Here is a 23,953-nt window from a genome sequence, read left to right as displayed (position 1 = left end):
GTCAGGGGGTGCGCGGCGGCGCCTCGTCGGCGCGCCCGTCCGCGTCGTCCGCGCGGTGCCCGGCGGGCGCATCCGGGGCCTCAGCCGCGCGCTGCTCGGCGAGCTCGGCCTCGATGCGCTCCTTCGCCTCGGCGCGGTCGCTGATGCGCCGCACCCGGCGGTTGAAGTCCCACATGAGCGCCATGATGACGATCGCCACGAGCGCCGTGGCGGTGAACCCGATCCAGCCCGGCGTGACCTGGTTGGGGTCGTAGGGCAGCTCCTCGAGCAGCAGCGGCATCATGCGTCCTCCTCGACGCCGGCGAAGAGGTCGTCCTCCGGCCCGTCGGCGGGCACGCGCGAGCGCACGAGCTCGTAGTCGTCGGTCGGCCACGTCTGGCGCAGCAGCTCGTTCGGCCAGAAGAAGAAGCGCGACTCGGGATCCACCTGGCTCGCGTGGGCCCGCAGCGCGAGGTCGCGCGCCTCGAGGTGCGCGGCCACGTCGACGCGGGTCGTCATCGTCTCGCCGCGGTCACCCATCCGCTCGGCCCATTCGCGCACGAACGGCAGCCGCTCGTCGTCGGGCGCCGTGTGCTCGAGCGCCCCCAGGAGCGCGCGCAGCCGTGCGCCGCTCATCGTGCGGTCGAAGTACACCTTCGGCACCTCCCACGGCTCGCCGAGCTCCGGCAGGCCGCTCGCCGCGTGCTCGACCGCCCACATCGTCACCTCGTGGCAGCGGATGTGGTCGGGGTGCGGGTAGCCGCCCGTCTCGTCGTAGGTCACGACCACGTGGGGCCGGAGGCGGCGGATGAGCCGCACGAGCGGGCGGCCCGAGATCTCGAGCGGGATGGTGGCGAACGAGAGCTCGCGCAGCGGCTCGCCCTCGTCGGGCATCCCCGAGTCGACGTAGCCGAGCCACGCGTGGTCGATGCCGAGCGCCTCCTGCGCCGCCGCCATCTCGAGGCGGCGCACGCCCGTCATGTCGCGCACGGCGCGGTGCAGCGGCTCGAAGCGCTCGTTGAGCACGCTGCCGCTCTCGCCGCCGGTGCAGGAGACGACCGTCACCTGCGCGCCCTCGGCGGCGTAGCGGGCGAGCGTCGCCGCGCCCTTGCTGGACTCGTCGTCAGGGTGCGCATGCACCGCGAGCAGCCGTCGCACGGGCTCTCCCCTCGAAGTGCAGCCCGAGCCGCGCCGAGCGGCGCGACGGTAGGCTGGATGGACGCACCCATCCTCCCACGACAGGCCCGCATGACCGATCTCGAAGCCCGCTACGGGCGCACGCGCAGCTGGTCGCGCCGGGAGCGGATCCTGGGCATCGCGGCGGGCGTCGCGGTGCTGGTGGTCGCGACCCTGTGGGTGTGGTGGGTCGGCACCGACCCGAGCCGCACATCTCTGCAGACGCGCGACATCGGCTTCTCGATCGTCGACGACACGACCGTCGAGGTGATCTTCGAGGTGTCGGTCGACGCGGGCACCGAAGTGTCGTGCGCGGTGCAGGCGCTCAACCCCGCGTACGGCGTCGTGGGCTGGCTCGAGCTCGACCTGCCGCCCGCCGAGGGCTTCACGAGCACCCACCGGGTCGAGGTGCGCACGAGCGAGCCGGCGACCACGGGATTGGTCTCGGAGTGCTGGCTGTCATAGACTGTCCCCCGGACCGGCCCACTCGGGGCCGGTTCTGTGCATATCGGGAGACCACATGAACGGCACCACGGAGACCTGGCTGACCCAGGAGGCCCACGACCGCCTGCAGGGTGAGCTGGAGCACCTGCAGGGTCCCGTCCGCGCCGAGATCGCCAAGCGCATCGAGGAGGCCCGCGACGAGGGCGACCTCAAGGAGAACGGCGGCTACCACGCGGCCAAGGACGACCAGGCGCAGATCGAGGCCCGCATCGCCCAGCTCACGCAGCTGCTGCGCACCGCCAAGGTCGGCGACGCGCCCACGGCGAGCGGCGTCGTCGAGCTCGGCACCGTTGTCACGGCGACGATCGCCGGCGACAAGACCACCTTCCTGGTCGGCAACCGCGAGATCGCGGAGGCCGGCGACGACCTCGACGTCTACAGCGAGGCGAGCCCGCTCGGCGCAGCGATCCTCGGCCTGAAGATCGGCGAGAAGGCCAGCTACCAGACGCCGTCGGGCGCGACGATCGACGTCGAGATCACCGACGTGCAGACGTACCGCGGCTAGGCTCGCGCACCGCGGCCGACCGCCGCGACCGACGAAGGGCCCCGCGCTGCGCGGGGCCCTTCGTCGTGCGGCAGCTCGGCTGCGGTCTAGAGCACCTGCGGCTCGTAGCCCGCGCGCCGCAGCGCCTCGAGCACCCGCTCGGCGTGCTCGGGCCCGCGCGTCGTGACCGAGATGTCGATCGAGACGTCGGTGATCGACGTCCACGCGTCGTGCTGCGTGTGCAGCACCTCGACGACGTTGGCCTGCTCGTCGGAGACGATCTGCGCGATGATCGCGAGCTGGCCCGGACGATCGGGCAGGGCCATCCGCACCTTCAGGTAGCGCTGCGAGGCTGCGAGACCGCGCGAGATGACCCGCTCCATGAACAGCGGGTCGACGTTGCCGCCCGAGAGCACCGTGACCGTCGGGCCGTCGGCCGCGACGAGCCCGGTCATGATCGCCGCGATCGCCACCGCCCCGGCCGGCTCGACGACGAGCTTCGCGCGCTCGAGCAGCACGATGAGCGCCCGCGCGATGTCGTCGTCGGAGACCGTGACGACCTCGTCGACGGCGTCGCGGATGATCGCGAACGGCAGGGCGCCGGGGCGCGCGACCGCGATGCCGTCGGCGATGGTCGGGCGCGTGACGATCGTCGTCGGCTCCCCCGCCGCGAGCGAGTCGACGTAGCTCGCCGCGCGCTCCGCCTGCACGCCGATGATGCGGATCTCGCGGCCGTCGAGCGCGGCGCGCTGCCGGATGGCGGAGGCGACCCCGGCCGCGAGCCCGCCGCCGCCGATGGGCACGACCACCGTCGTCGCATCCGGCACCTGGTCGAGGATCTCGAGCCCGAGCGTGCCCTGCCCCTCGATGATGTCGGGGTGGTCGTAGGGCGGCACGAAGGTGGCGCCGGTGCGTTCGACGTGCTCGATCGCGGCCGCGAGCGCCGTCTGGAAGTCGAGGCCGCGCAGCTCGACCGCCGCGCCGTAGTCGCGCGTCGCCTGCAGCTTCGGCAGCGCGACGCCGACGGGCATGAAGATCGTCGAGCGCATGCCGAGCTCGGTCGCGGCGAACGCGACGCCCTGCGCGTGGTTGCCGGCCGATGCGGCGACGACGCCGCGGGCGCGCTGCTCGGCGTCGAGCTTCGCGAGCATGTTGTAGGCGCCGCGGATCTTGTAGGCGCCGGTGCGCTGCAGGTTCTCGCACTTGAGGAACACCTCGGCGCCGAGCATGCCGCTCAGGTAGCGCGAGCGCTCCATCGGCGTGACCTGCACGACGTCGACGAGGCGCGCGCGGGCGGCCTCGAAGCCGGCGAGGTCGGGGCCGGGCAGGGCCGACCCGGTCGGGGCCGGGGCTGCGGTACCGGGCAGCGCGGCGGCTCCCGGTCGGGTCGTGTCGGTCATCGGACGACGTCCTCCACGGATGGGTCGGGGTTGGTGCGCCAGGATCCGGTCGCGATGGTCTTGACGAAGTTGTTGAGGAACGCGACCACCGGCACGGCGAAGAACGCGCCCGCGATGCCCGCGATCGTCGAACCGGCGCCGACCGCGAGCACGACCGCGAGCGGGTGCACCTTGACGGCCGTGCCCATGATGAGCGGCTGCAGCACGTGGCTCTCGATCTGCTGCACGAGCAGCACGATGCCGAGCATGATGACCGCCGGCCAGAAGCCGAACGAGACGAGCACGACGAGCACCGCGATGGTGCCGGTGACGATCGCGCCGATGATGGGGATGAACGAGCCGAGGAAGACGAGGATCGCGATCGGCAGCACGATCGGCATGCCGCCCTCGAAGAACAGCCCCAGGATGAAGGCGCCGAGGCCGATGCCGACCGCGTCGATGAACGCGACGAGCACCTGCACCCGCACGAAGTTGCCGAGCGTGACCCAGCCGGCGCGAGCCGCGCCGTCGGTGGCGGCCTGCGCGTTCTTCGGCAGCACGCCGACGAGCCAGCGCCAGATCCGCTGGCCGTCGGCGAGCACGAAGATGAGCGCGAAGAGCGTCAGCAGCACGCCCGCGAGGAAGTGCCCGACCGAGGAGCCGACCGACAGCGCGCTCGAGAGCACGGAGGAGACGTCGTCGCGGATCGTGCCGATGATGTTGGTGCCGAACCCCTGCAGATCCTGCGCGTCGATCTCGAACGGGAGCGACAGGATCCAGCCGCGCGTCTCATCCCAGAACTCGACCGCCTGCTCCTGCAGCGCCGGGTACTCGTCGCGGATCTGCGAGACCGCGAGCCAGCCGAGCGCGACGACCCCGACGAGCAGGCCCACGATCGACACCGCGACCGCGAGCCCGCGCGGCCAGCGGGCGCGCACGAGGCCGTCGACGACCGGCAGGAGCGCGCTGGTGATGAGGGCCGCGACCAGCAGCGGGATGACCACGATGCGGAAGACGACGATGAGCCAGATGACGATCGCGGCGGCCGCGGCGACGGCGACGAAGCGCCATGCCCAGGCGCCGGCGATGCGCATGCCGCGCGGCACCACCTCGTCGACCGCTCCCGAGGGCGCGTCAGGCCCCTCGGGCGTGGAGCGTCGGAGGACCATTGGTCGATCCTACGGCGCGGGGCGGTCACGGCGCGGGCATGCGTCGGCGGCCGTTGCTAGCCTCCGAGGCGTGACCGCAGCCCGCATCTCCGCCGCCCAGGCGCGCCGCATCGCGATCGCCGCGGGCGGGCTCGACGGGGCGCTGCCCGGCGAGCGCGGCCGCACCGGCGCCAAGACCCTGCAGCGGGCCATCGCCCGGCTCGGCCTCCTGCAGCTCGACTCGGTGAACGTGTTCGAGCGCAGCCACTACCTGCCGCTGCTGAGCCGGCTCGGGCCCTACGACCGCACCGCGCTCGACCGCCTGCTGCACCACGACCACGGGCGGCGGCTCGGCGGCTACACCGAGTACGTCGCGCACGAGGCCGCGGTCATCGACGTCGCCGACTGGCCGCTGTGGGCGTGGAAGCGGCAGCAGCCGATGCGCCCGAACGACGAGCGCTGGGCCGCCGAGCACTCGACGCTCATCGACGGCGTGCTCTCGGAGTTCGCCGAGCGCGGGCCGATGCGGCCGAGCGAGATGGAGCATCCGGCGCACCAGCGGCTGCCGGGCGGGTGGTGGAACAAGTCGGATGCGTACTGGGCGACGGCCGTGCTCTTCCGGCGCGGCGAGCTCGTCACCGTGGGGCGCTCGCGCTTCGAGCGCCGCTACGCGGTCGCCGACGCGGCGCTGCCCGAGGCCGCGCGCGGCGAGGTCGAGCGCGGCGAGGCCCACCGGGTGCTCGTCGCACGCGCCGCCGAGGCCTACGGCGTCGCGACGCTCGACGACCTCGCCGACTACCACCGCCTGCAGCGCGCCGACACGCAGGTGGCGGTGGATGCGCTCGTCGACGCGGGCGAGCTCGAGCCGGTCTCGGTCGAGGGCTGGGCCCGCCCCGCCTACCGGTGGGCGCGGACGCGCAACCCCCGCCGCGTGCGCTCGACGGCCCTGCTGTCGCCGTTCGACCCCATCGTCTGGCACCGCCCGCGCGCGGAGCGGCTGTGGGGCTTCGAGTACCGCATCTCGATCTACACGCCCGCGCCGCAGCGCCTGCACGGGTACTACGTGCTGCCGGTGCTGGTCGACGACGAGCTCGTCGGCCGCGTCGACCTCAAGAGCGACCGCCGAGCCGGCGTGCTGCGCGTGCAGCACGCGACCGTCGAGCCGTCGCACGCCGAGCGGGCCGGTGAGCTGGCCGAGCGGCTCGCGCCCGCGCTCGCCGAGGCGGCGGCGTGGCAGGGCCTCGGCAGCGTCGAGGTGACGGGCCCGGGCACGTGGGCGCGCGAGGTCGCGGCGGCGGTGCGGCGGGGCTGACACCGACCCCGTCCCCGCTCGGTCGAGGAGCGCGCGGGCGGAGCCCGCACGCGTCACGAGACCGGTCAGCTGTGTGGTCTGGTCTCGAGACGCCGCCTGCGGCGGCTCCTCGACCAGCGGGGAGCGTCCCGCTTGGTCGAGGAGCGCGCGGGCGCAGCCCGCACGCGTCACGAGACCTGGCGCACGCGGCTATCGGGTGGTCTCGAGACGCCGCCTGCGGCGGCTCCTCGACCAGCGGGAGGCTCCTTCTCGAGACGGCCGGCTGCGCCGGCTTCCTCGACCAGCGGAGGGTCAGAACTGGATGCGGGGCGGCTCCGCGACGGCGCCCGCCTGGTCGACCTCGAAGAACTCGCGCGGCACGCCCGCGGCGCCCTTGAACAGCGACGTCGGGAACCGGCGGCCCTTGGCGTTCAGCTCGCGCGCGCCCGTGTTGTAGTCGCGGCGGCGCGCCTGCGCCTCGTCGTCGAGCGCCGCGAGCGCGGCACGCGCATCCGCGGCCGCCGATCCCGAGGGCTGCGACCCGGCCGCCTGCACGAGCGGGCGCAGCGCCCGCTGCACCGCGGCCTCCGCCTCGGCCTTCGCCCCCGGCAGCCGCGCGCTCTCGAGCCGGCCGAAGGCATCCGCCGCCGTGCGGCGCTGCCCCTCGTCGGCGGTCGACAGCAGCGGATCGGCCACGCCGCGGCGGCGCTCGAGCGTCTCGGCGAGGGCACGCCAGCGCGCGTCGACCGTCTCGCCGAGGCGCCGCATCGACGCGGCGGCCGAGGCTGTCCACACGACGAGGACGAGCACGACGACGACGATCGCGCCGACCGCGATCCAGAGCCAGAGGAGGGGGTCTTCCATGCCCTCCACTGTAGGACGGTCAGGCCCCGAGCACCCTGCGCGTCCACGAGCTCGCGAAGACGCGCGCGGGGTCGAGCTCGTCGCGCGCCTGGGCGAACGCGGCGAAGCCCGGGAAGCGCTCGGCGAGCTCGGGCGCCCGCAGCGAGTGCAGCTTGCCCCAGTGCGGCCGGCCGTCGTGCGCGAGCAGGATGGGCTCGACGATCTCGAACAGCGGCCGCGGATCCTCGCGCCACCACCGGTGCGCCGCGATGTAGCCCGTGTCGCGCCCGAGCGCCGTCGACAGGTGGGCGTCGTCGGCGGCGGCGGCGCGCAGCTCGAACGGGAACGTCAGCACGAGGTCGGCGCGCCGCAGCGCCCGGTCGATCTCGCGCAGCGCCTCGGGCACGGCCTCGACCGGCAGCCCGTACTCGAGCTCGCGGAACCGCACCGCGCGCGGCGCCGCGAACACCTCGTGGCTCGGCTCGACGAACCTCCCGCGCGGCAGCAGCCGCGCCGACAGCTCGTTGAGCGGCGCGGCCGTCGCGGGCACGAGCGCGCCGAGCGCGAGCAGCGCCCGGTGGCCGACGTCGGTGAGCAGCCGCTCGTCGACGAAGCGGCCGACGGCCGAGCGCGGCCGGAGCGGCCCATCGACGCGCGTGTTCGACTTCGTCGCCGCGACCCGCGTGGCGGCGAACCAGTAGCACTCGAAGTGGTCGGTGCGCTCGAGGAGCCCCATCCAGTCGTCGAGCACGGCGTCGAGCGCCACCGTCGTCTCGACCGCGTCGAGCGCGAACGCGGGCACGCACTGCAGCGTCACGTCGACGAGCACGCCCAGCGCCCCGAGCCCCAGCCGCACGGCGGGGAGCAGGTCGGGCCGCTCCTCGACGCTCACGCGCACGAGGCTGCCGTCGCCCGCGACGAGCGTCGCCGCGACGACGGATGCGCCGATCGAGCGGTGCGCGAGCCCCGTGCCGTGGGTGCCGGTCGAGATCGCACCCGCGATCGTCTGCACGTCGACGTCGCCCAGGTTGTCGAGCGCGAGCCCGTGCTGCGCGAGCAGCAGCGACAGGTCGCGGATGCGCGTGCCGGCCAGCACCGTCGCCCGCCGGCGCTCGCGGTCGACGTCGAGCAGGCCGGTGAGGCCGTCGAGCCGCAGCTGCGCGTCGTCGGGCCGAGCGGCGCCCGAGAACGAGTGCCCGCTGCCCACGGGGCGCATCGTGCCGCCCCGCGCGGCGACGCGCTCGACGGCGCGGCGCACCGACTCGATCGTCAGCGGCGCGTCGACCTCGCGCGGCTCGGCCCGTTGCGACCGGGCCCAGTTCGTCCACGTCACAGCAGCGCCCTCCCCTCGCCACGGTACGTGGGGATGCTGGTCACCACCTGGTCGCCCGAGACGACGTGCAGGCGGTCGATGCGCTCGCACAGCTCGCCGGCCTTCGCATGGCGCAGCCACACGCGGTCGCCGAGCCGCAGCCGGTCGGCGGCCTCCCCGAGCACGGGCGTCTGCACCTCGCCCGCCCCCTCGCGCGGATCCAGGCGCATGCCCTCCGGCCACGCGACGAGCGGCTGCTTGTCGACGCCCGCGGGCCCGGAGGCGACCCAGCCGCCGCCGAGCAGCGTCACGGAGCCCGGCCCCGGGCGACGCACGACCGGCAGGGCGAACGCGAGCGCCGGCGCGGGCCGGAAGCTGCGGTAGCCGTCGAAGAGGTGGGGACCGAACAGGCCGCTGCCCGCCCCGATCTCGGTGACCGACGCATCCGCCGCCGTCGACTCGATCGATCCCGTGCCGCCGCCGTTGACGAGCTCGAGCTCGGCGACCTCGCGCACCGCGGCGATCGCGGCGCCTCGCCGCTCACGCAGCTCGCGGCGCGAGAGCCCCTGCATCGCCCGCACCGCGGCGGCCGGCGCGAGCCCGCGCGACCGGGCGTCCTGCACGCCGGCGATCTGCGCCTCGTACGCCATCACGCCCACGAGCCGGAACCCGCGACGGTCGGCGACGGCCCGCGCGAGCGCGCGCAGCTGCTCGGGGCGGTGCTGGGGCGATCGCCGCACACCCGCCCGCAGGGGCCCCACCTCGAGCGACGCGTCGAGCTCGATCGCCACCCGCAGCTCGGGGTGGCCGGGCGCCGCGCGGTCGATCGCGTCGAGGTGCTCGACGCTGTCGACCATCAGCGTCACCCGCTCGCGCGCCAGGTCGTCGGCGGCCAGCGCGCGCAGCGCACCCCGGTCGACGGTCGGGTACCCGAGCAGCACGTCGTCGACCGTCGCGGCGAGCCAGAGCGCCTCCGGCAGCGTCGCGGCGAGCACGCCGTGCCAGCCGGGCAGGCGCAGCACCGCCTCGATCACCGGGCGGCTGCGCACCGACTTCGTGGCCAGCCGCAGCCGCGTGCCGGCCGCGCGGCGCGCCATGTCGGCGGCGTTGTGCGCGAGCGCCTCGAGCGACAGCGCCGCGAACGGCCCGTCGAGGTGCGCGGTCGCCGCGTCGAGCCGGCGCCAGTGGCCCTCGGCGAGCCAGGGCGCCGCGCCCTCGAGCCGGATCCCGCTCACGAGCGGTCGTCGATCGTGCGCCGCACGAGCGGCACGGCGGCCTCGATGAAGCGGTGGGATGCCTCGGTGTCGTGGGTGCGCAGCCAGCAGTACGTGAGGCCGTCGGTCAGGTGCAGCACGAGCGCCGCCGCATCGCGGGCGGGCATCGCCGCGCTCGCGCCGAAGTGCTCGCGCAGGCCCTCCACCGCATCCGTCACGGCCTCGAGGTAGCGCTCCTGCACCTCGCCCGGCAGGTGCGCGAGCGAGGGCGTGCGGCTGCAGTACGCCATGATCTCCATGATCGCGAGCTCGTACTCGGGGTGCTCGAGGAACCGCTCGAACCACAGCGTGAAGATGGCGCGGATGGCGTCGTCGAGGGTCGCGCCCTCCGGCATCGCCGCCATGGTGTTCTCCTCGGGGCGCAGCGCCACGAAGGCGTAGGCCTCGCCGATCATCTCGTCGCGCGACGAGAACACGTAGTGGAAGGTCGCGAGCGGCACGCCCGCCTCGGCGACGATCGCCCGCACGCTTGCCCCGTGCATCCCCTCGCGCGCGATCACGCGCAGCCCTGCCTCCACGAGGTCCCGACGCCGCACCGCGGCCGGCTTCCGCGCCACGCGAGCTCCGTTCTGCACGCCTACTTGGACGGGCGTCCACGACAACGATACGACAGCGCCGCGCCCCTCGGGAGGGATGCGGCGCTGTCGTGTCGTGCGGGGCGGAGCCTAGGCGTCGACCTTCGGCTTCGGGCGCGACGCGAACGTCTCGAACGCCTGGCGCGGCACCTCGCGGTCGGAGAGCTCGGCGATGTCGCGACCCAGCCAGAAGTTGTTCCACCAGCCCGTGAAGACGCGGATCTTGCGCTCCCACATCGGCATCGCGAGGCCGTGGTAGCCGCGGTGCGCCAGCCAGGCCAGCGGGCCCTTGATGGCGATGTTGCCCTTCTGGAACACGCCGTTCCAGAGGCCGAGGCCCGCGACGGCGCCCTCGTTGTCGTGGATGTACTCGCGGGGCGCGTCGCCGCGCAGCACCGCGACGATGTTCTTCGCGAGGAGCTTCGCCTGGCGCACCGCGTGCTGCGCGTTGGGCACACAGAAGCCGCCGGGGCCGGGGGTCTTCGACTTGTCGGGCACGGCCGAGACGTCGCCCGCCGTCCACGCGTCGGGCACGACGACGCCGTCGCGTGCCACTTGCAGCGTCGCGAGCGCGGTGATGCGGCCGCGGTCGTCGAGCGGCAGGTCGGTCGCGCGCACGACGGGGTTCGCCATGACGCCGGCGGTCCAGATGATGAGGTCGGAGCCGAAGCGCTCGCCGGTGGAGAGCTCGCACACGCCGTCGAGCGCGCTCTGCAGCTGGGTCTCGAGGTGCACGTCGACGCCGCGCTTGCGGAGGTCCTCGACCACCCAGTCGGCGGTCGAGGCGCTCACCTCAGGCATGATGCGGCCCATCGCCTCGACGAGGTGGAACGCGACGTCCTCGAACGCGATCTCGGGGAAGCGCGAGAGCAGGTGCGTGGCGAAGTCGCGCAGCTCGGCGATCGTCTCGATGCCGGCGAAGCCGCCGCCGACGACCACGACGGTCAGGAGCCGGTCGCGCTCGGGGCCGGCGGGCAGCGCCGCGGCCTTCGCGAAGTTCGAGATGAGGCGGTCGCGCACGGCGGCGGCCTCCTCGATCGTCTTCATGCCGATCGCCTCGTCGGCGACGCCCGGGATCGGGAAGGTGCGCGAGACGGAGCCGGCGGTCATGACGATGACGTCGTACGCCATCGCGGTCGGCTCGCCGAGCTCGGGCTGGATCGTCGCGACCTTGGTCGCGTGGTCGACGTTCGTGACCTTCGCCTGCACGACGCGCGTGCGGCTCAGGTGGCGGCGCAGCGGCACGACCGCGTGGCGCGGCTCGATGGAGCCCGCGGCGACCTCCGGCAGGAACGGCAGGTACGTCATGTACGACAGCGGATCCACGATGGTGATCTCGGCCTCGGCCTCCCCGAGCAGACGCTCGAGCCCGCGTGCGGTGTACAGGCCGGCGTAGCCGCCGCCGACGATGAGGATCTTGGTCAAAGCGCGCTTCTTCCCCGGTATCAGATGTGGATGTGCGACGAGTCTATCGCGGGTGGGAATCCGCGCCGGTCGCGCGCGGCCCCCGGTCCTCGGGCGGGCAGGCGCACACCTCGGGCGACCAGTCGGCGAGCGCGAGGGCGGCGTCGCCGATCGGGTTCACGCCCGGTCCGGCGGCGAGCGAGTGCGCGATCACCGCGTGCAGGCACTTCACCCGCGTCGGCATGCCGCCGGCCGAGATGCCGGCGATCTCCTCGACGTGCCCGTGGGCCTCCCGGTCGGCGAGGTACGCCGCATGGGCCGCGGCATACGCATCCGCCGTCTCGGGCTCCTCGAGCCGCCGCTGCAGCTCGGCCATCGTGCCGTCGGCCTCGAGCCGCGACGCGGAGGCGGCGGCGGCCGGATGCGTGAGGTAGTAGAAGGTGGGGAACGGCGTGCCGTCGGGCAGTCGCGGCGCCGTCACCACGACGGTCGGCGCGCCGCACGCGCAGCGGGCGCCGATGCCGAGCACGCCGCGCATCGTGCGGCCGAGCTGGGACGCCATGATCTCGAGGTCGCGCTCGGTGGCCGGGTCGATCACTGCGGCTCCCCCACCTCGGCCGGCTCGCCGAACGACGACGGCCCGTCGTCGGTCAGGCCCGCGACGAGGAACGACGAGGCGGTCGCCGCGACCCAGTCCTCGGCCGGCTGCTCGATCGTCGCCGAGGGCACGTCGGCGGAGGCCGTCTCGAGCGCCGACCGGTCGTCGAGCAGCACGAAGCTCGTCTCGCCCGGGTAGACGAAGAACAGCCGGTCGCGCGCCTGCGCCTCGATGTAGGCGGGGTCGTCCCAGCGCGCCTGCTCCTCCTGCAGCGCCTCGACGTTCTCCTGCTGCGCCGTCACCTGCGCCTCGAGCGCGGCGATGTCGCGGCGCTGCTCGAGCAGCAGCCCGATGGAGGGCGCGAGCGTGACGACGCCGGCGAGGACGAGGCCGACCGCGACGAGCAGCAGCCACGACACGCGCAGCTGACCGGAGGCAGGACGGACGGAGGGCACCCGCCGAGGATATCGGCGAGTGCCCTCCGGTCGCGGCCGAACCGCGCAGGTCAGCCCTCGAAGCGCGGGAACGCGGCGGCGCCGGCGTACTCCGCGGCCTCGCCGAGGTCCTCCTCGATGCGCAGCAGCTGGTTGTACTTCGCCACGCGCTCGCTGCGAGCGGGGGCGCCCGTCTTGATCTGGCCAGCGTTCACGGCGACCGCGATGTCGGCGATCGTGGTGTCCTCGGTCTCGCCCGAGCGGTGCGAGAGCACCGACGAGTAGCCCGCCTGCGTCGCGATGCGGATCGCGTCGAAGGTCTCGGAGAGCGTGCCGATCTGGTTGACCTTCACGAGCAGCGCGTTCGCGGCGCCGCGCTCGATGCCGTCGACGAGGCGCTCGGAGTTCGTGACGAACAGGTCGTCGCCGACGATCTGCACGCGGTCGTCGAGGCGCTCGGTGATGCCGGTCCAGCCCTCCCAGTCCTCCTCGCTCATCGGGTCCTCGATGGTGACGAGCGGGTAGGAGTCGACCAGCTCGGCGAAGTAGTCGGACATGTCGGACGCCGAGCGCTCCTGGCCCTCGAAGCGGTAGACCCCGTTGTCGAAGAACTCCGTCGCCGCCACGTCGAGGCCGAGCGCGATGTCGGTGCCGGGCGTGAAGCCCGCCTTCTCGATGGCCTGCACGAGCAGGTCGAGCGCCGTGCGGTTGCTCGCGAGGTCGGGCGCGAAGCCGCCCTCGTCGCCGAGGCCGGTCGAGAGGCCCTGCTCCTTGAGGATGCTCTTGAGCACGTGGTAGGTCTCCGTGCCCCAGCGCAGGCCCTCGCGGAACGACTCGGCGCCGATCGGCAGGATCATGAACTCCTGGATGTCGACGCCGGTGTCGGCGTGCGCGCCGCCGTTGATGACGTTCATCATCGGCACGGGCAGCAGGAACGCGTTCGGTCCGCCGAGGTAGCGGAACAGGGGCAGCTTCGCCGAGTCGGCGGCGGCCTTCGCGACCGCGAGCGAGACGCCGAGGATGGCGTTGGCGCCGAGGTTCTTCTTGTTGTCGCTGCCGTCGAGCTCGATGAGCGTCGCGTCGACGACGCGCTGGTCGTCGGCGGTGAGGCCCTCGATCGCCTCGGCGATCTCCTCGTTGACCGCGTCGACGGCCTGCTCGACGCCCTTGCCGGCGTAGCGGGCGCTGTCGCCGTCGCGCAGCTCGTACGCCTCGAAGGCGCCGGTGGATGCGCCGCTCGGCACCGCGGCCCGGCCGACCGAGCCGTCCGAGAGCAGCACCTCGACCTCGACGGTCGGGTTGCCGCGGGAGTCGAGGATCTCGCGCGCCTGCAGGGTGTCGATGAGTGCCACGGGTGCTCCTAGGGTTCGCAGTGGACGGCCGCTGACGAGCCTAGTCCTGGGCGCATCCCTGCACACCCGCCCGCTGCGGGAGCGCATCCGCCCTGCCCCCCCCTGCATCGAGTGGCGCCCCCTGACACCGAGCGGCGCGCGCGGCGGTCGAGTGGCGCCTCCCGACATCGAGTGGCGGGTCCGGGGATCGAGTGGCGCCCGCGGACATCGAGTGGCGCCTTCGCGACGGAATCGCGGATGTCGCCAGGGCAAGGGCCGGGCGTCACTCGATCGCGCGAACCGCCACTCGATCGCGCGGAGCGCCACTCGATCACGCAGGGCGCCACTCGATCGCGGGGAGCGCCACTCGATCGCGCGGGGCGCCGCTCGATCGCGCGGAGCGCCACTCGATCGCGGGAGGCGCCGCTCGAGGCGGCGGGTCAGGCGATCGGCTTCACCTCGAGGCTCGCGGCCGAGTCGCCGGGGCGCACGAAGGCGAAGCGGGTGGCGCCGGACGCCGCGAGCTGCTCGAGCATGCCGGTCACGTTCTTCGTGCGGCGCTGCATGCGCACGGTCTCGCCCGCAGCGACGAGGTCGCGCTTGATCGCGAGCGCATCGGCCGGCGGCGTCGCCTTGTCGACGAGGAGCGCGAGCGCATCGCGCGCGCCGCCCGCGGGCAGCTCGACGAGGTCGACGAGCCGCTCGAAGCCGAGCGAGATGCCGACCGCAGGCATGTCCTGGCCGAGGAAGCGGCCGATCATGCCGTCGTAGCGGCCGCCGCCGCCGATCGAGAACGGCAGCTGGGGGTGCGCGATCTCGAAGATGGGGCCGGTGTAGTAGCCCATGCCGCGCACGAGCGTCGGGTCGAACTCGAGACGGATGCCGACGCGGGCGTCGAGCAGGGAGCGCGCGTCGTCGAGCACGGCCGGGTCGAAGCCCTCCGGCAGCGTCGCGCCGTCGCGGATCGCGTCGAGCGTCGCGAGCAGCCGGGCGCCGTCGATGCCGCGGCTGCCCAGCTCCTCGGCCACGCCCTCGCGGCCGATCTTGTCGAGCTTGTCGACCGTGATGAGCGCGCCCTCGCGCTCGGCCTCGGGCACGCCGGCGTGCTCCAGCGCCGCGGCGAGGATGCGGCGGTCGTTGATGCGCACGAACGCGTCCGGGATGCCGAGCCGGGTCAGCGCATCCCCCGTCGCGGCGAGCAGCTCGAGCTCGGCCGCGATGCCCGGCTCGCCGGCGATGTCGATGTCGCACTGCATGAACTGGCGGAAGCGCCCGCGCTGCGGCCGCTCGGCGCGCCACACCGGCGCGATCTGGATCGCGCGGAACACCGGCGGCAGCGCCGCCCGGTGCGTGGCGATGAAGCGCGCGAGCGGCACCGTCAGGTCGAAGCGCAGCCCGAGGTCGGCCAGGTCGAGCGGCGCCGCGGCCGAGCGGAGGTCGTCGACGGCGAGGCCCCGGCGCATGACCGCGAACGCGAGCTTCTCGTTGTCGCCGCCCAGGCCCGCGTGCAGGCGCTCGGCGTCCTCGACGACGGGCGTCTCGATCTCCTCGAACCCGTGGTCCTCGTAGGCGTCCCGGATGACGCGGAGCACGCGCTCGCGGCGGCGCTTCTCGACGGGCAGGAAGTCGCGCATGCCGCGCGGCGGGTGCACCTGGGTTGCCATGGCGACCATTCTCCCGCACGGCGTGCGCGGGCCGCGCCGCCCGCGCATCCGCCGATGCCATCATGGGCGGGTGCGACCTCGCTGGCCCCTCCACGACCGCGCCGTGCCCGTGGTGGCGTGGCGGGTCGGCATCCTCCTCCTCGCCGTCACGGCCGAGATCTGGAACATCAAGAACATGCTCGAGTCGGGCGAGCGCGCGAGCGAGCACTTCGCGTACTTCACGGTGCAGTCGAACCTGCTGGTGATCGCCCTCATGGCGTGGATGCTGGTCGTGCCGCAGTGGCGCAGGCCCCGCTGGTTCGACCACGTGCGCGGCGCGATCACCGCGTACATCGTGCTCACGGGGCTCGTCTACGCGGTGCTGCTCGCGAAGCCCGACGAGGTGTGGGCGTGGACGATCGAGTACACCAACGCCGCCCAGCACCGCTTCATCCCCTGGATGGTCGGGCTCGACTGGCTGCTCGTGCCCGCCGCGGGGCGCATCCGGCTCTCGCGGGCCGCGTGGTGGATGGGCTATCCGGTGGCCTACCTCGCCGCGTCGTGGCTGCGAGGCGCGCTCGTCGACGGCTGGTTCCCCTACCCGTTCCTCGACCCGGGCGAGCACGGCGGATGGGCGGGGCTGGTGTGGCCGACGGGGCAGGTGCTCATCGCGTTCGTCGTGGGCATCTTCATCGTCGCCGGCCTCGGGCGCCTCCGCTACCGCGAGTCGGGCGTCCAGGCCGCCAGCCGTGCCTCGACCGCGTCGAGCACGAGCTCGAGGCCGTACGCGAACTCGTCGCCGTAGTCGTAGTCGCTGCCCACGACGAGCTCGGCGACGAGCTCGGCCAGGCGCGGGAACCGGTCGGCCGGCAGCGCCAGCTCGTCGACCATCGCCTCGGCGCCGCCGGGCTCGAACGGCAGGTGCTGCTCGGTGAGCACGAAGCCGTAGACGTAGGCGTCGAGCACCGAGAAGGCGTGGGCGGCGAGCCGCAGCGGCACGCCGTCCGCCCGCAGGCACTCGAGCACCGCCTCGTGCCCCTGCATGAGCGCCTCCCCGGGGGCGCGGCGCGACTCGACGAAGCCCAGCCCCCAGGCGTGCGCCCCCATGACGGCGCGCGCGGAGTGCGCGCGCCGGCGCAGGCCCTCGCGCCACGCGTCGCCCGGCCGCGGCGGCTCGATCTGCGCCATGAGCCAGCCGGCGAGCTCGTCGAGCAGGGCCTCCTTGCTCGCGACGTGGTGGTAGAGCGACATGGCCTCGACGCCGAGCTCCCGGCCGACGCTGCGCATGCTGACGCCGGCGAGCCCGTCGCGGTCGGCGACGGCGACCGCCGCGGCGACGACGCGCTCGCGGCTGAGCGGCTCGCGGCTGCGCCGCGGTGCTCCGCTCCCCTGGCTCATGCGCCACCTCCTCGACGGGACCCTTGCGGGCTTACAACTGTAAGGCTACGCTGGCGCCAGATCGGCTTACACCTGTAAGGAGCATCGGATGCGCGCAGTGGTCATCGACCGGTACGGCCCGCCCGAGGTCGCGAGGGTCGCCGATGTCGCGGCCCCCGTGGCGGGCCCGGGCGAGGCGCTCGTGCGCGTCGCGGCGGCGACCGTGAGCTCGGGCGACGCCCGGATCCGCGGCGCGCGCTTCCCGCGCGGCTTCGCGGTGCCCGCTCGCCTCGCGCTCGGCCTGCGCGGGCCGCGCCGACGCATCCTCGGCTTCGCCCTCTCGGGCACGGTCGAGGCGGTCGGCGAGGGCGTCGAGGGGCTCGCGCCGGGCGACGCCGTGGTGTGCGCGAGCGGGCACGGCGGCCATGCCGAGCTCATCGCGCTGCGCGCCGACCGGCTCGTGCGGGTTCCCGACGGCGTCGCGCTCGACGACGCGGCGGCCGTCGTGTTCGGCGGCACGACGGCGATGCACTTCCTGCTGGACGTCGCGAAGCTGCGCGAGGGGCAGTCGGTGCTCGTCGTCGGCGCCGCGGGCGCGGTCGGCACGAGCGCGGTGCAGGTGGCGCGGCTCGCGGGCGCGCACGTGACCGCGGTCGTGAGCGCGCAGAACGCCGAGCTCGTGCGTCGGCTCGGCGCGGAGGAGGTGGTCGATCGCGCGACGACCGACGTCACCACGCTCGGCCGGCGCTTCGACGTGGTGCTCGACGCGGTCGGCGCGCTCTCCCCCGCGACCGGCCGGCGGCTCCTCGCCGACGGCGGCACGCTCATCCTGGTCGCCGCCACGCTCTGGCAGACCATCACCGCGCGCGGCGCGGTCAAGGCTGGGATCGCCCGCGCGCGGCGCGAGCACATCGAGCGGCTGCTCGCGCTGCTCGCGACCGGCGAGCTCGACCCGGTCGTGCAGTCCCTGCCGATGGCCGAGATCGCCCGCGCGCACGCGATCGTCGACTCCGGCCACAAGGTCGGGAACGTGGTGGTGCGGCCCTAGGGCCAGCCGCGGCGGTGCCCGCGGCCACCGCTCCCCGCCGATTGGTCACGAAGTGTTGCTCTTCCGGGGCGCAGCCGACCGATCGTGACCAATCGACCGGGGGGGGCTCAGGCGCGGCCCGCCTCCTCGGCGCGGAGGCTCGCCTCGAGCTCGCGGGTGGCGGCGCGGAGCGCCCGCTCGGCGTCGAGCTCGCGGGCAGCCGCGCCGCGCACGAGCGCGAGCAGCTCGGCGCCGAGCGCCTCCTCGGTGGCCGGGCCCGTCGCATCCGACGTCGTCAGGCCCGCGCGCTCGGCGCGGCGCAGCACCTTCTCGGCGCGCGCGAGCGCGGGCAGGCCCGCCGGGATGCCGTCGAGCGCGCTGCCGCGCTCGGGCTTCTCGGCTCGCTTCAGCGCATCCCAGTTCGCCACCACGTCGTCGACGCCCGTGACGGCGACGTCGGCGAAGACGTGCGGATGCCGCCGGCGCAGCTTCTCGGCGAGCCCGCGCGCGACGTCGTCGAGGTCGAAGCGGCCCTCGGCGCGGGCGATGTCGGCGTGGAAGACGACCTGCAGCAGCACGTCGCCGAGCTCCTCGCGCAGGTGGGCGTCGTCGGCGTCGCCCGCCTCGATCGCCTCGGCAAGCTCATGCGCCTCCTCGATGAGGAAGGGCACGAGCGACGCGTGCGTCTGCTCGGCGTCCCACGGGCAGCCTCCGGGCGCCCGCAGCCGCGCCATGACGGCGACGAGGTCGTCGAGGGCGCTCACGCCGTGCGCTCCCCCGCCGGCTCCCCGGCCGGCCGCTCGGCCTGGTCGTCGGCCGGCCTGGGCGGCGGGAAGATCGCCGTCAGCAGCGCATCCACCCATGCGATGAGCTCGGCATCGGGCAGCGGCTCCGCCTGCGTGCCGGCGAGCCGGCCGCCGCCGGCCGTGGGGATCGGCACGACGAGCGTCTTCGCGGTCTCGTTGACCTTCGCGCCCGGGTACATGCGCCGCAGCCGCAGCTGCACCGAGTCGGCGAGCTCGGCGGGGCCGATGCGCAGGTTCGGCCCGACCGTGATGACCTCCGAGAGCTTCGCGCGCTGCGCCTTGCGCCGCAGCCGCGCCATGGCGACGAGCGCCGTCACCTGCGCGGGCGGCGGGCCGTAGCGGTCGCGCAGCTCCTCGAGCACGTGGTCGATCGACTCGTCGTCGCGCGCCGACGCCGCGGACGAGAGCTTCTGGTAGGCCTCGAGGCGCAGGCGCTCCGAGTCGACGTAGTCCTCGGGGATCACCGCGTCGACAGGCAGCTCGAGCCGCAGCTCGCGCGGCCCCTCGTCCTCCTCGCCGCGGAAGACCGCGACGGCCTCGCCCACCATGCGCAGGTACAGGTCGAAGCCGACGCCGGCGATGTGGCCCGACTGCTCGCCGCCCAGGAGATTGCCGGCGCCGCGGATCTCGAGGTCCTTGAGCGCCACCTGCATGCCCGCGCCGAGCTCGTTGTGCACGGCGATCGTCTCGAGCCGGTCGTGCGCGGTCTCGGACAGCGGCGTCTCGGCGTCGTAGAGGAAGTACGCGTAGGCGCGCTCGCGGCCGCGGCCGACGCGCCCGCGCAGCTGGTGCAGCTGGCTGAGCCCGTAGCGCTCGGCGCGATCGACGATGAGCGTGTTGGCGTTGGGGATGTCGAGGCCGGTCTCGACGATGGTGGTGGAGACGAGCACGTCGTACTGCTTCTCCCAGAAGTCGACGATCACGCGCTCGAGCGCCGTCTCCGGCATCTTGCCGTGCGCGACGCCGATGCGCGCCTCGGGCACGAGCTCGGCGAGCTGCGCCGCGACCTTGTTGATCGACGAGACCCGGTTGTGCACGAAGAACACCTGGCCCTCGCGCAGCAGCTCGCGGCGGATCGCCGCAGCCACCTGCTGCTCGTTGTACGCGCCGACGAAGGTGAGCACCGGATGCCGCGCCTCGGGCGGCGTCGCGAGTGTCGACATCTCGCGGATGCCCGTGACCGCCATCTCGAGCGTGCGAGGGATGGGCGTCGCCGACATCGCGAGCACGTCGACGTTGGTCTTCAGCGCCTTGAGCTGCTCCTTGTGCTCGACGCCGAAGCGCTGCTCCTCGTCGATGATGACGAGCCCGAGCTCCTTGAAGCGGATGCGGTCGGAGAGGATGCGGTGGGTGCCGATCACGACGTCGACGGTGCCGTCGGCGAGGCCCGCGATCGTCTCGCGCACCTCCTTGTCGGTCTGGAAGCGGCTGAGGGCGCGCACGTGCACCGGGAAGCCGGCGAAGCGCGACGCGAAGGTCTCGAAGTGCTGCCGCACGAGCAGCGTCGTCGGCACGAGCACCGCGACCTGCGCGCCGTCCTGCACCGCCTTGAAGGCGGCGCGCACGGCGACCTCGGTCTTGCCGTAGCCGACGTCGCCCGAGAGCAGCCGGTCCATCGGCACCGAGCGCTCCATGTCGCGCTTCACCTCGTCGATGGTCGTCAGCTGGTCGGGCGTCTCGGCATACGGGAACGCGTCCTCGAGCTCGCGCTGCCACGGGCTGTCGGGACCGAACGCGCGGCCCTTCGATGCCATCCGCGCGGAGTAGAGCTGCACGAGCTCGACCGCGATCTCGCGCACGGCCTTCCTGGCCTTCGCCTTCGACTGCTGCCAGTCGCTGCCGCCCATCTTCGACAGCTGCGGCGACTCGCCGCCGACGTAGCGGCTCAGCTGGTCGAGCTGGTCGGTGGGCACCGAGAGCCGGTCGCCGGGGTGGCCGCGCTTCGAGGGCGCGTATTCGATGACGAGGTACTCGCGCGTCGTCTTCACGGGGCTGCGCCCGCCGGTGGAGACGGTGCGCTGCGTGAGCTCGACGAAGCGGCCGACGCCGTGCGTGTCGTGCACGACGTAGTCGCCGGGCTTCAGCTGGAGCGGGTCGACGACCGAGCGGCGCCGCGTGGCGAGCCGCCGCGACTGGCGCTGGTCGACGCCGACGGCGCGGCCGAAGAACTCCGCCTCGCTGACGAGCTCGAGCCGCTCCTCGGGGAGCGAGAAGCCGTGCTCGACCGACGCCTGCGTGACGTGCACGACGCCCGGCTCGAGCTCGGCGGGCAGCGCCTCCACCTCGCGGGCGGCGAGGCCGTGCTCGCCCAGCACCTGCGCGGCGCGCTCGACCATGCCGTGCCCGGCGGCGGTGACGACGATGCGCCAGCCCTCGCGGGCGCGCTCGCGCAGGTGCTCGACCGCGCCGTCGGCCTGCCCCGCGAAGCTCGGCACGGCATCCGCCTCGAGGGCGGTGACGTCGTCGCCCCCGCGCAGCACCGAGAACGTCCACCAGGGCGCGCGCACCGACTCGCGCAGCTCGTCGAGGTCGAGGAACCCGCCCGCCAGGTCGACGGGCGCCTCGCCGCCGGCGGTCGCGGCGCTCCACGCGGCCTCGAGGAACTCGTGGTTCGTCTCGTTGAGGCTCGCGACGCGGTCGCGGATGCGCTCGGGCCCGAGCACGAGCACGCCCGCGTCGGGCAGGTAGTGCGTGATGGGGACGAGCCGCGGCAGCAGGGCCGGCGCGAGCGACTCCATGCCCTCCACGGGCATCCCCTCGGCGATCTTCTCGAGCATCTGCTGGATGCCGGGGAACTCGGGGGCGAGCTGGCGGGCCCGCTGCCGCACCGGCTCGGTCAGCAGCAGCTCGCGAGTGGGCGGCAGCACGATGCGCTCGATCGGCTCGGCGTCGGAGCGCTGGTCGGCGACGTGGAACCAGCGCATCTGCTCGACCTCGTCGCCGAAGAGCTCGATGCGCACCGGGTGGTCGTCGGCGGGCGCGAAGACGTCGACGATGCCGCCGCGCACCGCGAACTCGCCACGGCGGGTGACCATGTCGACCCGCGCGTAGGCGAGGTCGACGAGGTGCCGCGAGAGCGCCGCGAGGTCGATGCCGCGCGCACCCGCGACGAGCTCGATCGGCTGCACCGACAGCAGGTTGTCGGCGACAGGCTGCAGCGCGGCGCGCACCGAGGCGATCACGATCGTCGGGCGGGAGCCGTCGCGCTCGGCGACGGCGCGGAGCGTGGCGCCGCGCCTGCCGACGGTCTCGGCGGACGGGCTCAGCCGCTCGTGCGGCAGCGTCTCCCACGCGGGCAGGTCGAGCAGCTCGGCCTCGGGCAGCCACGCGGCGAGGTCGTCGCGCACCGCCTCCGCCTCGCGGCGGGTCGCGGTGATGACGAGCAGCGGCCGCTCGTGGGCGTTCGCGATCGACGCCGCGACGGGCGCGCGCATCGCCTCGATGCCGGTGAGCGCGCCCCCGCGGCTCGCCTCGACGACCGGGGCGAGCGCGCCGCGCTCGAGCAGCTCGAGCAGCGGCCGGAGGCTCACGAGGTCATGACGACCGCGCCGGCGGCGTCGGTCACCTCGAGCCGCCATCCCTGGTCGTTCGCCTCGTAGTCGGGCAGCACGAGCGCGAACACGGAGGGGGCGTCGTCGGCCTCGCGCTCGCCGGCGGTGAGCGGGAGGCTCTCGCCGTACCAGCTGAGGGTCGCGGCGGTGCCCTCGGGCGGCCCGATGACGAGCAGCATCGCCGGCTCGAGCGGGTCGTCCCAGCACATGAGCGGCCCGGAGCCGAGGCACGAGTGGATCATGCGGCCCTCGGGCGTCTCGAGGATGAGGTCGGTGAGCCCCGACTCGGGGCTGCGGTCGGACCAGAGCTCGGATCCGTCGTCGAGCGTGGCGGCGAGCTCGTAGCCGTTCGGGCCCTGCGCCTCGGCGGGTGCCTCGGGGTCGCCGCTCGCGCAGCCGACGAGCACGAGGCTCGCCGCGATGAGGGCTGCGGCTCGCAGGGCGGTTCGGCGCACGGGCGCACTCCTTCCGATTCGGCTCCCCATGCTACGGGGCGTGGATGCGCTGCTGCGCCTCCAGGAAGCCCTCGGCGATGATCCGCTCGACGGCGTCGGCGCCGAGCTGCACGAGCAGGTCGGCCTCGTCCTGCTCGGCCTTCGCGAAGGGCCGGAGCACGAAGTCGGCGGCGTCCTGCCTGCCGGGCGGACGGCCGATCCCGAGCCGCACCCGCAGCACGTCGCCGCCGCGCGCGGCGATGATGTCGCGCATGCCGTTGTGGCCGCCGTGGCCGCCGCCCTGCTTGAGCCGCACGGTGCCGAGCGGCAGGTCGAGCTCGTCGTGCAGGACGATGACGTGGTCGGGCTCGACGCCGTACCAGTCCATGAGCTTCGCGACCGGGCCGCCGGAGCGGTTCATCCAGCTGGTGGGGAACGCGGTGACGACCTTCGGGCCGCCGATGATGCGCGACTCGGCGACGAGCGCCTCGGCGCGGCCGTGGCGCTTCGGCGTCGCGCCGGCGCGCCGCTCGACCTCGGCGAGGGCCATCTGGCCGATGTTGTGGCGCGTGCGCGCGTAGTCGGGCCCGGGATTCCCGAGCCCGACCACGAGCCACGTCTGCGCCACGGAGCGCTCCTCGCGGACTACTCCGCCGACTCGCCCTCGGTCGACTCCTCGGACTCGCCCTCGCCCTCAGCCTCGGCCGTCTCGCCCTCGGCGGGCGCGGCGTCCTCGTCCTCGAGCACGGGGGCCGCGGGCACGATGATGCCGACGACGAGCGCCCCGGGGTCGGTGAGCAGCGTGGCGCCCTTGGGGAGCTCGACCTGGCCGGCGAGCACGTGCGCGCCCTCCTCGAGGCCCTCGATGGAGACCGTGATGGAGTCGGGGATGTGCAGGGCCTCGACCTCGATGGAGATGGAGGTCGACTCGAAGTTGGTGATGGTGCCGGGGGCCGACTCGCCCTCGAGGTGCACGGGCACGTCGACCGTGACCTTCTCGCCGCGCTGGACGATGACGAGGTCGAGGTGCTCGATCGCCTGCACGCCCTGGAGGACGGGGTTGCGCTGGATGTCCTTCACGAGCGCGAGCTGCGACGAGCCCTCGATCTGCAGGTCGAGCACCGCGTTCGAGCGGCGCACGAGCATGAAGACGTCGTGCGCGTCGAAGGTGAGGTGCTGCGGCTCGGTGCCGTGGCCGTAGAGGACCGCGGGGACCTTGCCGGCGGCGCGCAGCTTGCGGGCCGCGCCCTTGCCGAAGGACGAGCGGATCTCGCTGGAGAGCTTGTTGTCGTCGGTGCTCATGGAAGTGCTCCTCGTGGGCCGGGGCCCGTCAGTGTGTGTCGACTCGAACGCGCGAGGCGTGAGGACTGCGCCTGTTGGAGA

24 protein-coding genes are annotated in these 23,953 nt (G+C 74.0%); 5 read left to right on the top strand and 19 right to left on the bottom strand.

Annotated features, from left to right (window positions below; all coding sequences use genetic code 11):
• Position 1: 1 nt before the first annotated feature.
• Both FQ330_RS12580 and mca read right to left on the bottom strand, forming a co-directional pair.
• Positions 2–283 carry a hypothetical protein gene (locus FQ330_RS12580; protein ID WP_128189394.1) on the bottom strand — a complete coding sequence of 94 codons (282 nt, stop codon included), beginning with the start codon at positions 281–283 and terminating at the stop codon, positions 2–4.
• On the bottom strand, positions 280–1,137 hold the full coding sequence (gene mca, locus FQ330_RS12575; RefSeq protein WP_192575949.1) for a mycothiol conjugate amidase Mca: 858 nt from the start codon (positions 1,135–1,137) through the stop codon (positions 280–282). The genes FQ330_RS12580 and mca overlap by 4 nt, the downstream gene beginning before the upstream one ends.
• 90 nt (positions 1,138–1,227) lie before the next feature.
• Between mca and FQ330_RS12570 the strand changes: the two genes are divergently transcribed.
• Both FQ330_RS12570 and greA read left to right on the top strand, forming a co-directional pair.
• Complete coding sequence (locus tag FQ330_RS12570) at positions 1,228–1,620, top strand: DUF4307 domain-containing protein (RefSeq protein WP_164877096.1); 393 nt, start codon at positions 1,228–1,230, stop codon at positions 1,618–1,620.
• 55 nt (positions 1,621–1,675) lie between these two features.
• Complete coding sequence (greA, locus tag FQ330_RS12565) at positions 1,676–2,164, top strand: transcription elongation factor GreA (protein WP_146358028.1); 489 nt, start codon at positions 1,676–1,678, stop codon at positions 2,162–2,164.
• An 86-nt stretch (positions 2,165–2,250) separates the two neighbouring features.
• Here greA and ilvA read toward each other — a convergent pair whose 3' ends face one another.
• Both ilvA and FQ330_RS12555 read right to left on the bottom strand, forming a co-directional pair.
• Positions 2,251–3,543: a threonine ammonia-lyase gene (gene ilvA, locus FQ330_RS12560; protein ID WP_146358026.1), complete on the bottom strand. Its 1,293-nt coding sequence runs from the start codon at positions 3,541–3,543 to the stop codon at positions 2,251–2,253.
• Complete coding sequence (locus FQ330_RS12555) at positions 3,540–4,691, bottom strand: AI-2E family transporter (protein ID WP_225792865.1); 1,152 nt, start codon at positions 4,689–4,691, stop codon at positions 3,540–3,542. The genes ilvA and FQ330_RS12555 overlap by 4 nt, the downstream gene beginning before the upstream one ends.
• A 70-nt stretch (positions 4,692–4,761) precedes the next feature.
• Between FQ330_RS12555 and FQ330_RS12550 the strand changes: the two genes are divergently transcribed.
• Positions 4,762–5,982, top strand: coding sequence for a winged helix-turn-helix domain-containing protein (locus tag FQ330_RS12550; protein ID WP_225792864.1), 1,221 nt, complete (start codon positions 4,762–4,764; stop codon positions 5,980–5,982).
• A 291-nt stretch (positions 5,983–6,273) separates the two neighbouring features.
• Here FQ330_RS12550 and FQ330_RS12545 read toward each other — a convergent pair whose 3' ends face one another.
• From FQ330_RS12545 to FQ330_RS12505, 9 genes are all read right to left on the bottom strand, one after another.
• Positions 6,274–6,825, bottom strand: coding sequence for a LemA family protein (locus FQ330_RS12545; protein WP_146358024.1), 552 nt, complete (start codon positions 6,823–6,825; stop codon positions 6,274–6,276).
• 19 nt (positions 6,826–6,844) lie between these two features.
• Positions 6,845–8,137: a D-arabinono-1,4-lactone oxidase gene (locus tag FQ330_RS12540; RefSeq protein ID WP_146358022.1), complete on the bottom strand. Its 1,293-nt coding sequence runs from the start codon at positions 8,135–8,137 to the stop codon at positions 6,845–6,847.
• Positions 8,134–9,351: an alanine racemase gene (locus FQ330_RS12535; protein WP_146358020.1), complete on the bottom strand. Its 1,218-nt coding sequence runs from the start codon at positions 9,349–9,351 to the stop codon at positions 8,134–8,136. The genes FQ330_RS12540 and FQ330_RS12535 overlap by 4 nt, the downstream gene beginning before the upstream one ends.
• Positions 9,348–9,947 carry a TetR/AcrR family transcriptional regulator gene (locus tag FQ330_RS12530; protein WP_146358019.1) on the bottom strand — a complete coding sequence of 200 codons (600 nt, stop codon included), beginning with the start codon at positions 9,945–9,947 and terminating at the stop codon, positions 9,348–9,350. The genes FQ330_RS12535 and FQ330_RS12530 overlap by 4 nt, the downstream gene beginning before the upstream one ends.
• Positions 9,948–10,055: 108 nt before the next feature.
• Complete coding sequence (locus FQ330_RS12525) at positions 10,056–11,390, bottom strand: NAD(P)/FAD-dependent oxidoreductase (RefSeq protein ID WP_128190308.1); 1,335 nt, start codon at positions 11,388–11,390, stop codon at positions 10,056–10,058.
• A 43-nt stretch (positions 11,391–11,433) separates the two neighbouring features.
• Complete coding sequence (locus FQ330_RS12520; RefSeq protein WP_146358076.1) at positions 11,434–11,931, bottom strand: DUF501 domain-containing protein; 498 nt, start codon at positions 11,929–11,931, stop codon at positions 11,434–11,436.
• A gap of 32 nt (positions 11,932–11,963) precedes the next feature.
• Complete coding sequence (locus FQ330_RS12515; RefSeq protein WP_192575948.1) at positions 11,964–12,422, bottom strand: FtsB family cell division protein; 459 nt, start codon at positions 12,420–12,422, stop codon at positions 11,964–11,966.
• Between the two features lie 50 nt (positions 12,423–12,472).
• Positions 12,473–13,753: a phosphopyruvate hydratase gene (eno, locus tag FQ330_RS12510; RefSeq protein ID WP_146358015.1), complete on the bottom strand. Its 1,281-nt coding sequence runs from the start codon at positions 13,751–13,753 to the stop codon at positions 12,473–12,475.
• 419 nt (positions 13,754–14,172) lie between these two features.
• Positions 14,173–15,396 carry a histidine--tRNA ligase gene (locus FQ330_RS12505; protein ID WP_146358013.1) on the bottom strand — a complete coding sequence of 408 codons (1,224 nt, stop codon included), beginning with the start codon at positions 15,394–15,396 and terminating at the stop codon, positions 14,173–14,175.
• Between the two features lie 70 nt (positions 15,397–15,466).
• Here FQ330_RS12505 and FQ330_RS12500 point away from each other — a divergent pair, with 70 nt between their 5' ends.
• Positions 15,467–16,180, top strand: a complete 714-nt coding sequence (locus FQ330_RS12500) for a Pr6Pr family membrane protein (RefSeq protein ID WP_146358011.1) — start codon at positions 15,467–15,469, stop codon at positions 16,178–16,180.
• Here FQ330_RS12500 and FQ330_RS12495 read toward each other — a convergent pair.
• Positions 16,093–16,773: a TetR/AcrR family transcriptional regulator gene (locus FQ330_RS12495; protein WP_146358009.1), complete on the bottom strand. Its 681-nt coding sequence runs from the start codon at positions 16,771–16,773 to the stop codon at positions 16,093–16,095. The two genes, FQ330_RS12500 and FQ330_RS12495, sit on opposite strands and share 88 nt — an antisense overlap.
• Positions 16,774–16,861: 88 nt before the next feature.
• Between FQ330_RS12495 and FQ330_RS12490 the strand changes: the two genes are divergently transcribed.
• Positions 16,862–17,800 carry an NAD(P)-dependent alcohol dehydrogenase gene (locus FQ330_RS12490; protein WP_146358007.1) on the top strand — a complete coding sequence of 313 codons (939 nt, stop codon included), beginning with the start codon at positions 16,862–16,864 and terminating at the stop codon, positions 17,798–17,800.
• A 107-nt stretch (positions 17,801–17,907) separates the two neighbouring features.
• On the opposite strand, the gene mazG is transcribed toward FQ330_RS12490, so the two are convergent.
• The 5 genes from mazG to FQ330_RS12465 are packed head-to-tail and all read right to left on the bottom strand — an operon-like array spanning position 17,908 to position 23,872.
• Positions 17,908–18,543 carry a nucleoside triphosphate pyrophosphohydrolase gene (gene mazG / locus FQ330_RS12485; protein WP_225792863.1) on the bottom strand — a complete coding sequence of 212 codons (636 nt, stop codon included), beginning with the start codon at positions 18,541–18,543 and terminating at the stop codon, positions 17,908–17,910.
• Positions 18,540–22,115, bottom strand: coding sequence for a transcription-repair coupling factor (mfd, locus tag FQ330_RS12480; RefSeq protein ID WP_404799857.1), 3,576 nt, complete (start codon positions 22,113–22,115; stop codon positions 18,540–18,542). Before mfd ends, mazG begins: the two co-directional genes overlap by 4 nt.
• Positions 22,112–22,591: a hypothetical protein gene (locus FQ330_RS12475; RefSeq protein ID WP_146358002.1), complete on the bottom strand. Its 480-nt coding sequence runs from the start codon at positions 22,589–22,591 to the stop codon at positions 22,112–22,114. Before FQ330_RS12475 ends, mfd begins: the two co-directional genes overlap by 4 nt.
• A gap of 31 nt (positions 22,592–22,622) precedes the next feature.
• Positions 22,623–23,198: an aminoacyl-tRNA hydrolase gene (gene pth, locus FQ330_RS12470; protein WP_146357999.1), complete on the bottom strand. Its 576-nt coding sequence runs from the start codon at positions 23,196–23,198 to the stop codon at positions 22,623–22,625.
• Positions 23,199–23,215: 17 nt separating this feature from the next.
• Positions 23,216–23,872 (bottom strand): 50S ribosomal protein L25/general stress protein Ctc, encoded by a 657-nt coding sequence (locus tag FQ330_RS12465; RefSeq protein WP_146357997.1) that lies wholly within the window; start codon positions 23,870–23,872, stop codon positions 23,216–23,218.
• Between the last annotated feature and the right edge of the window lie 81 nt (positions 23,873–23,953).

Source organism: Agrococcus sediminis, from assembly GCF_007923295.1.
GTDB lineage: Bacteria > Actinomycetota > Actinomycetes > Actinomycetales > Microbacteriaceae > Agrococcus > Agrococcus sediminis.
The sequence above is the reverse complement of the archived record's forward strand: the minus strand, read 5'-3'. Positions and strand labels throughout refer to the sequence as shown.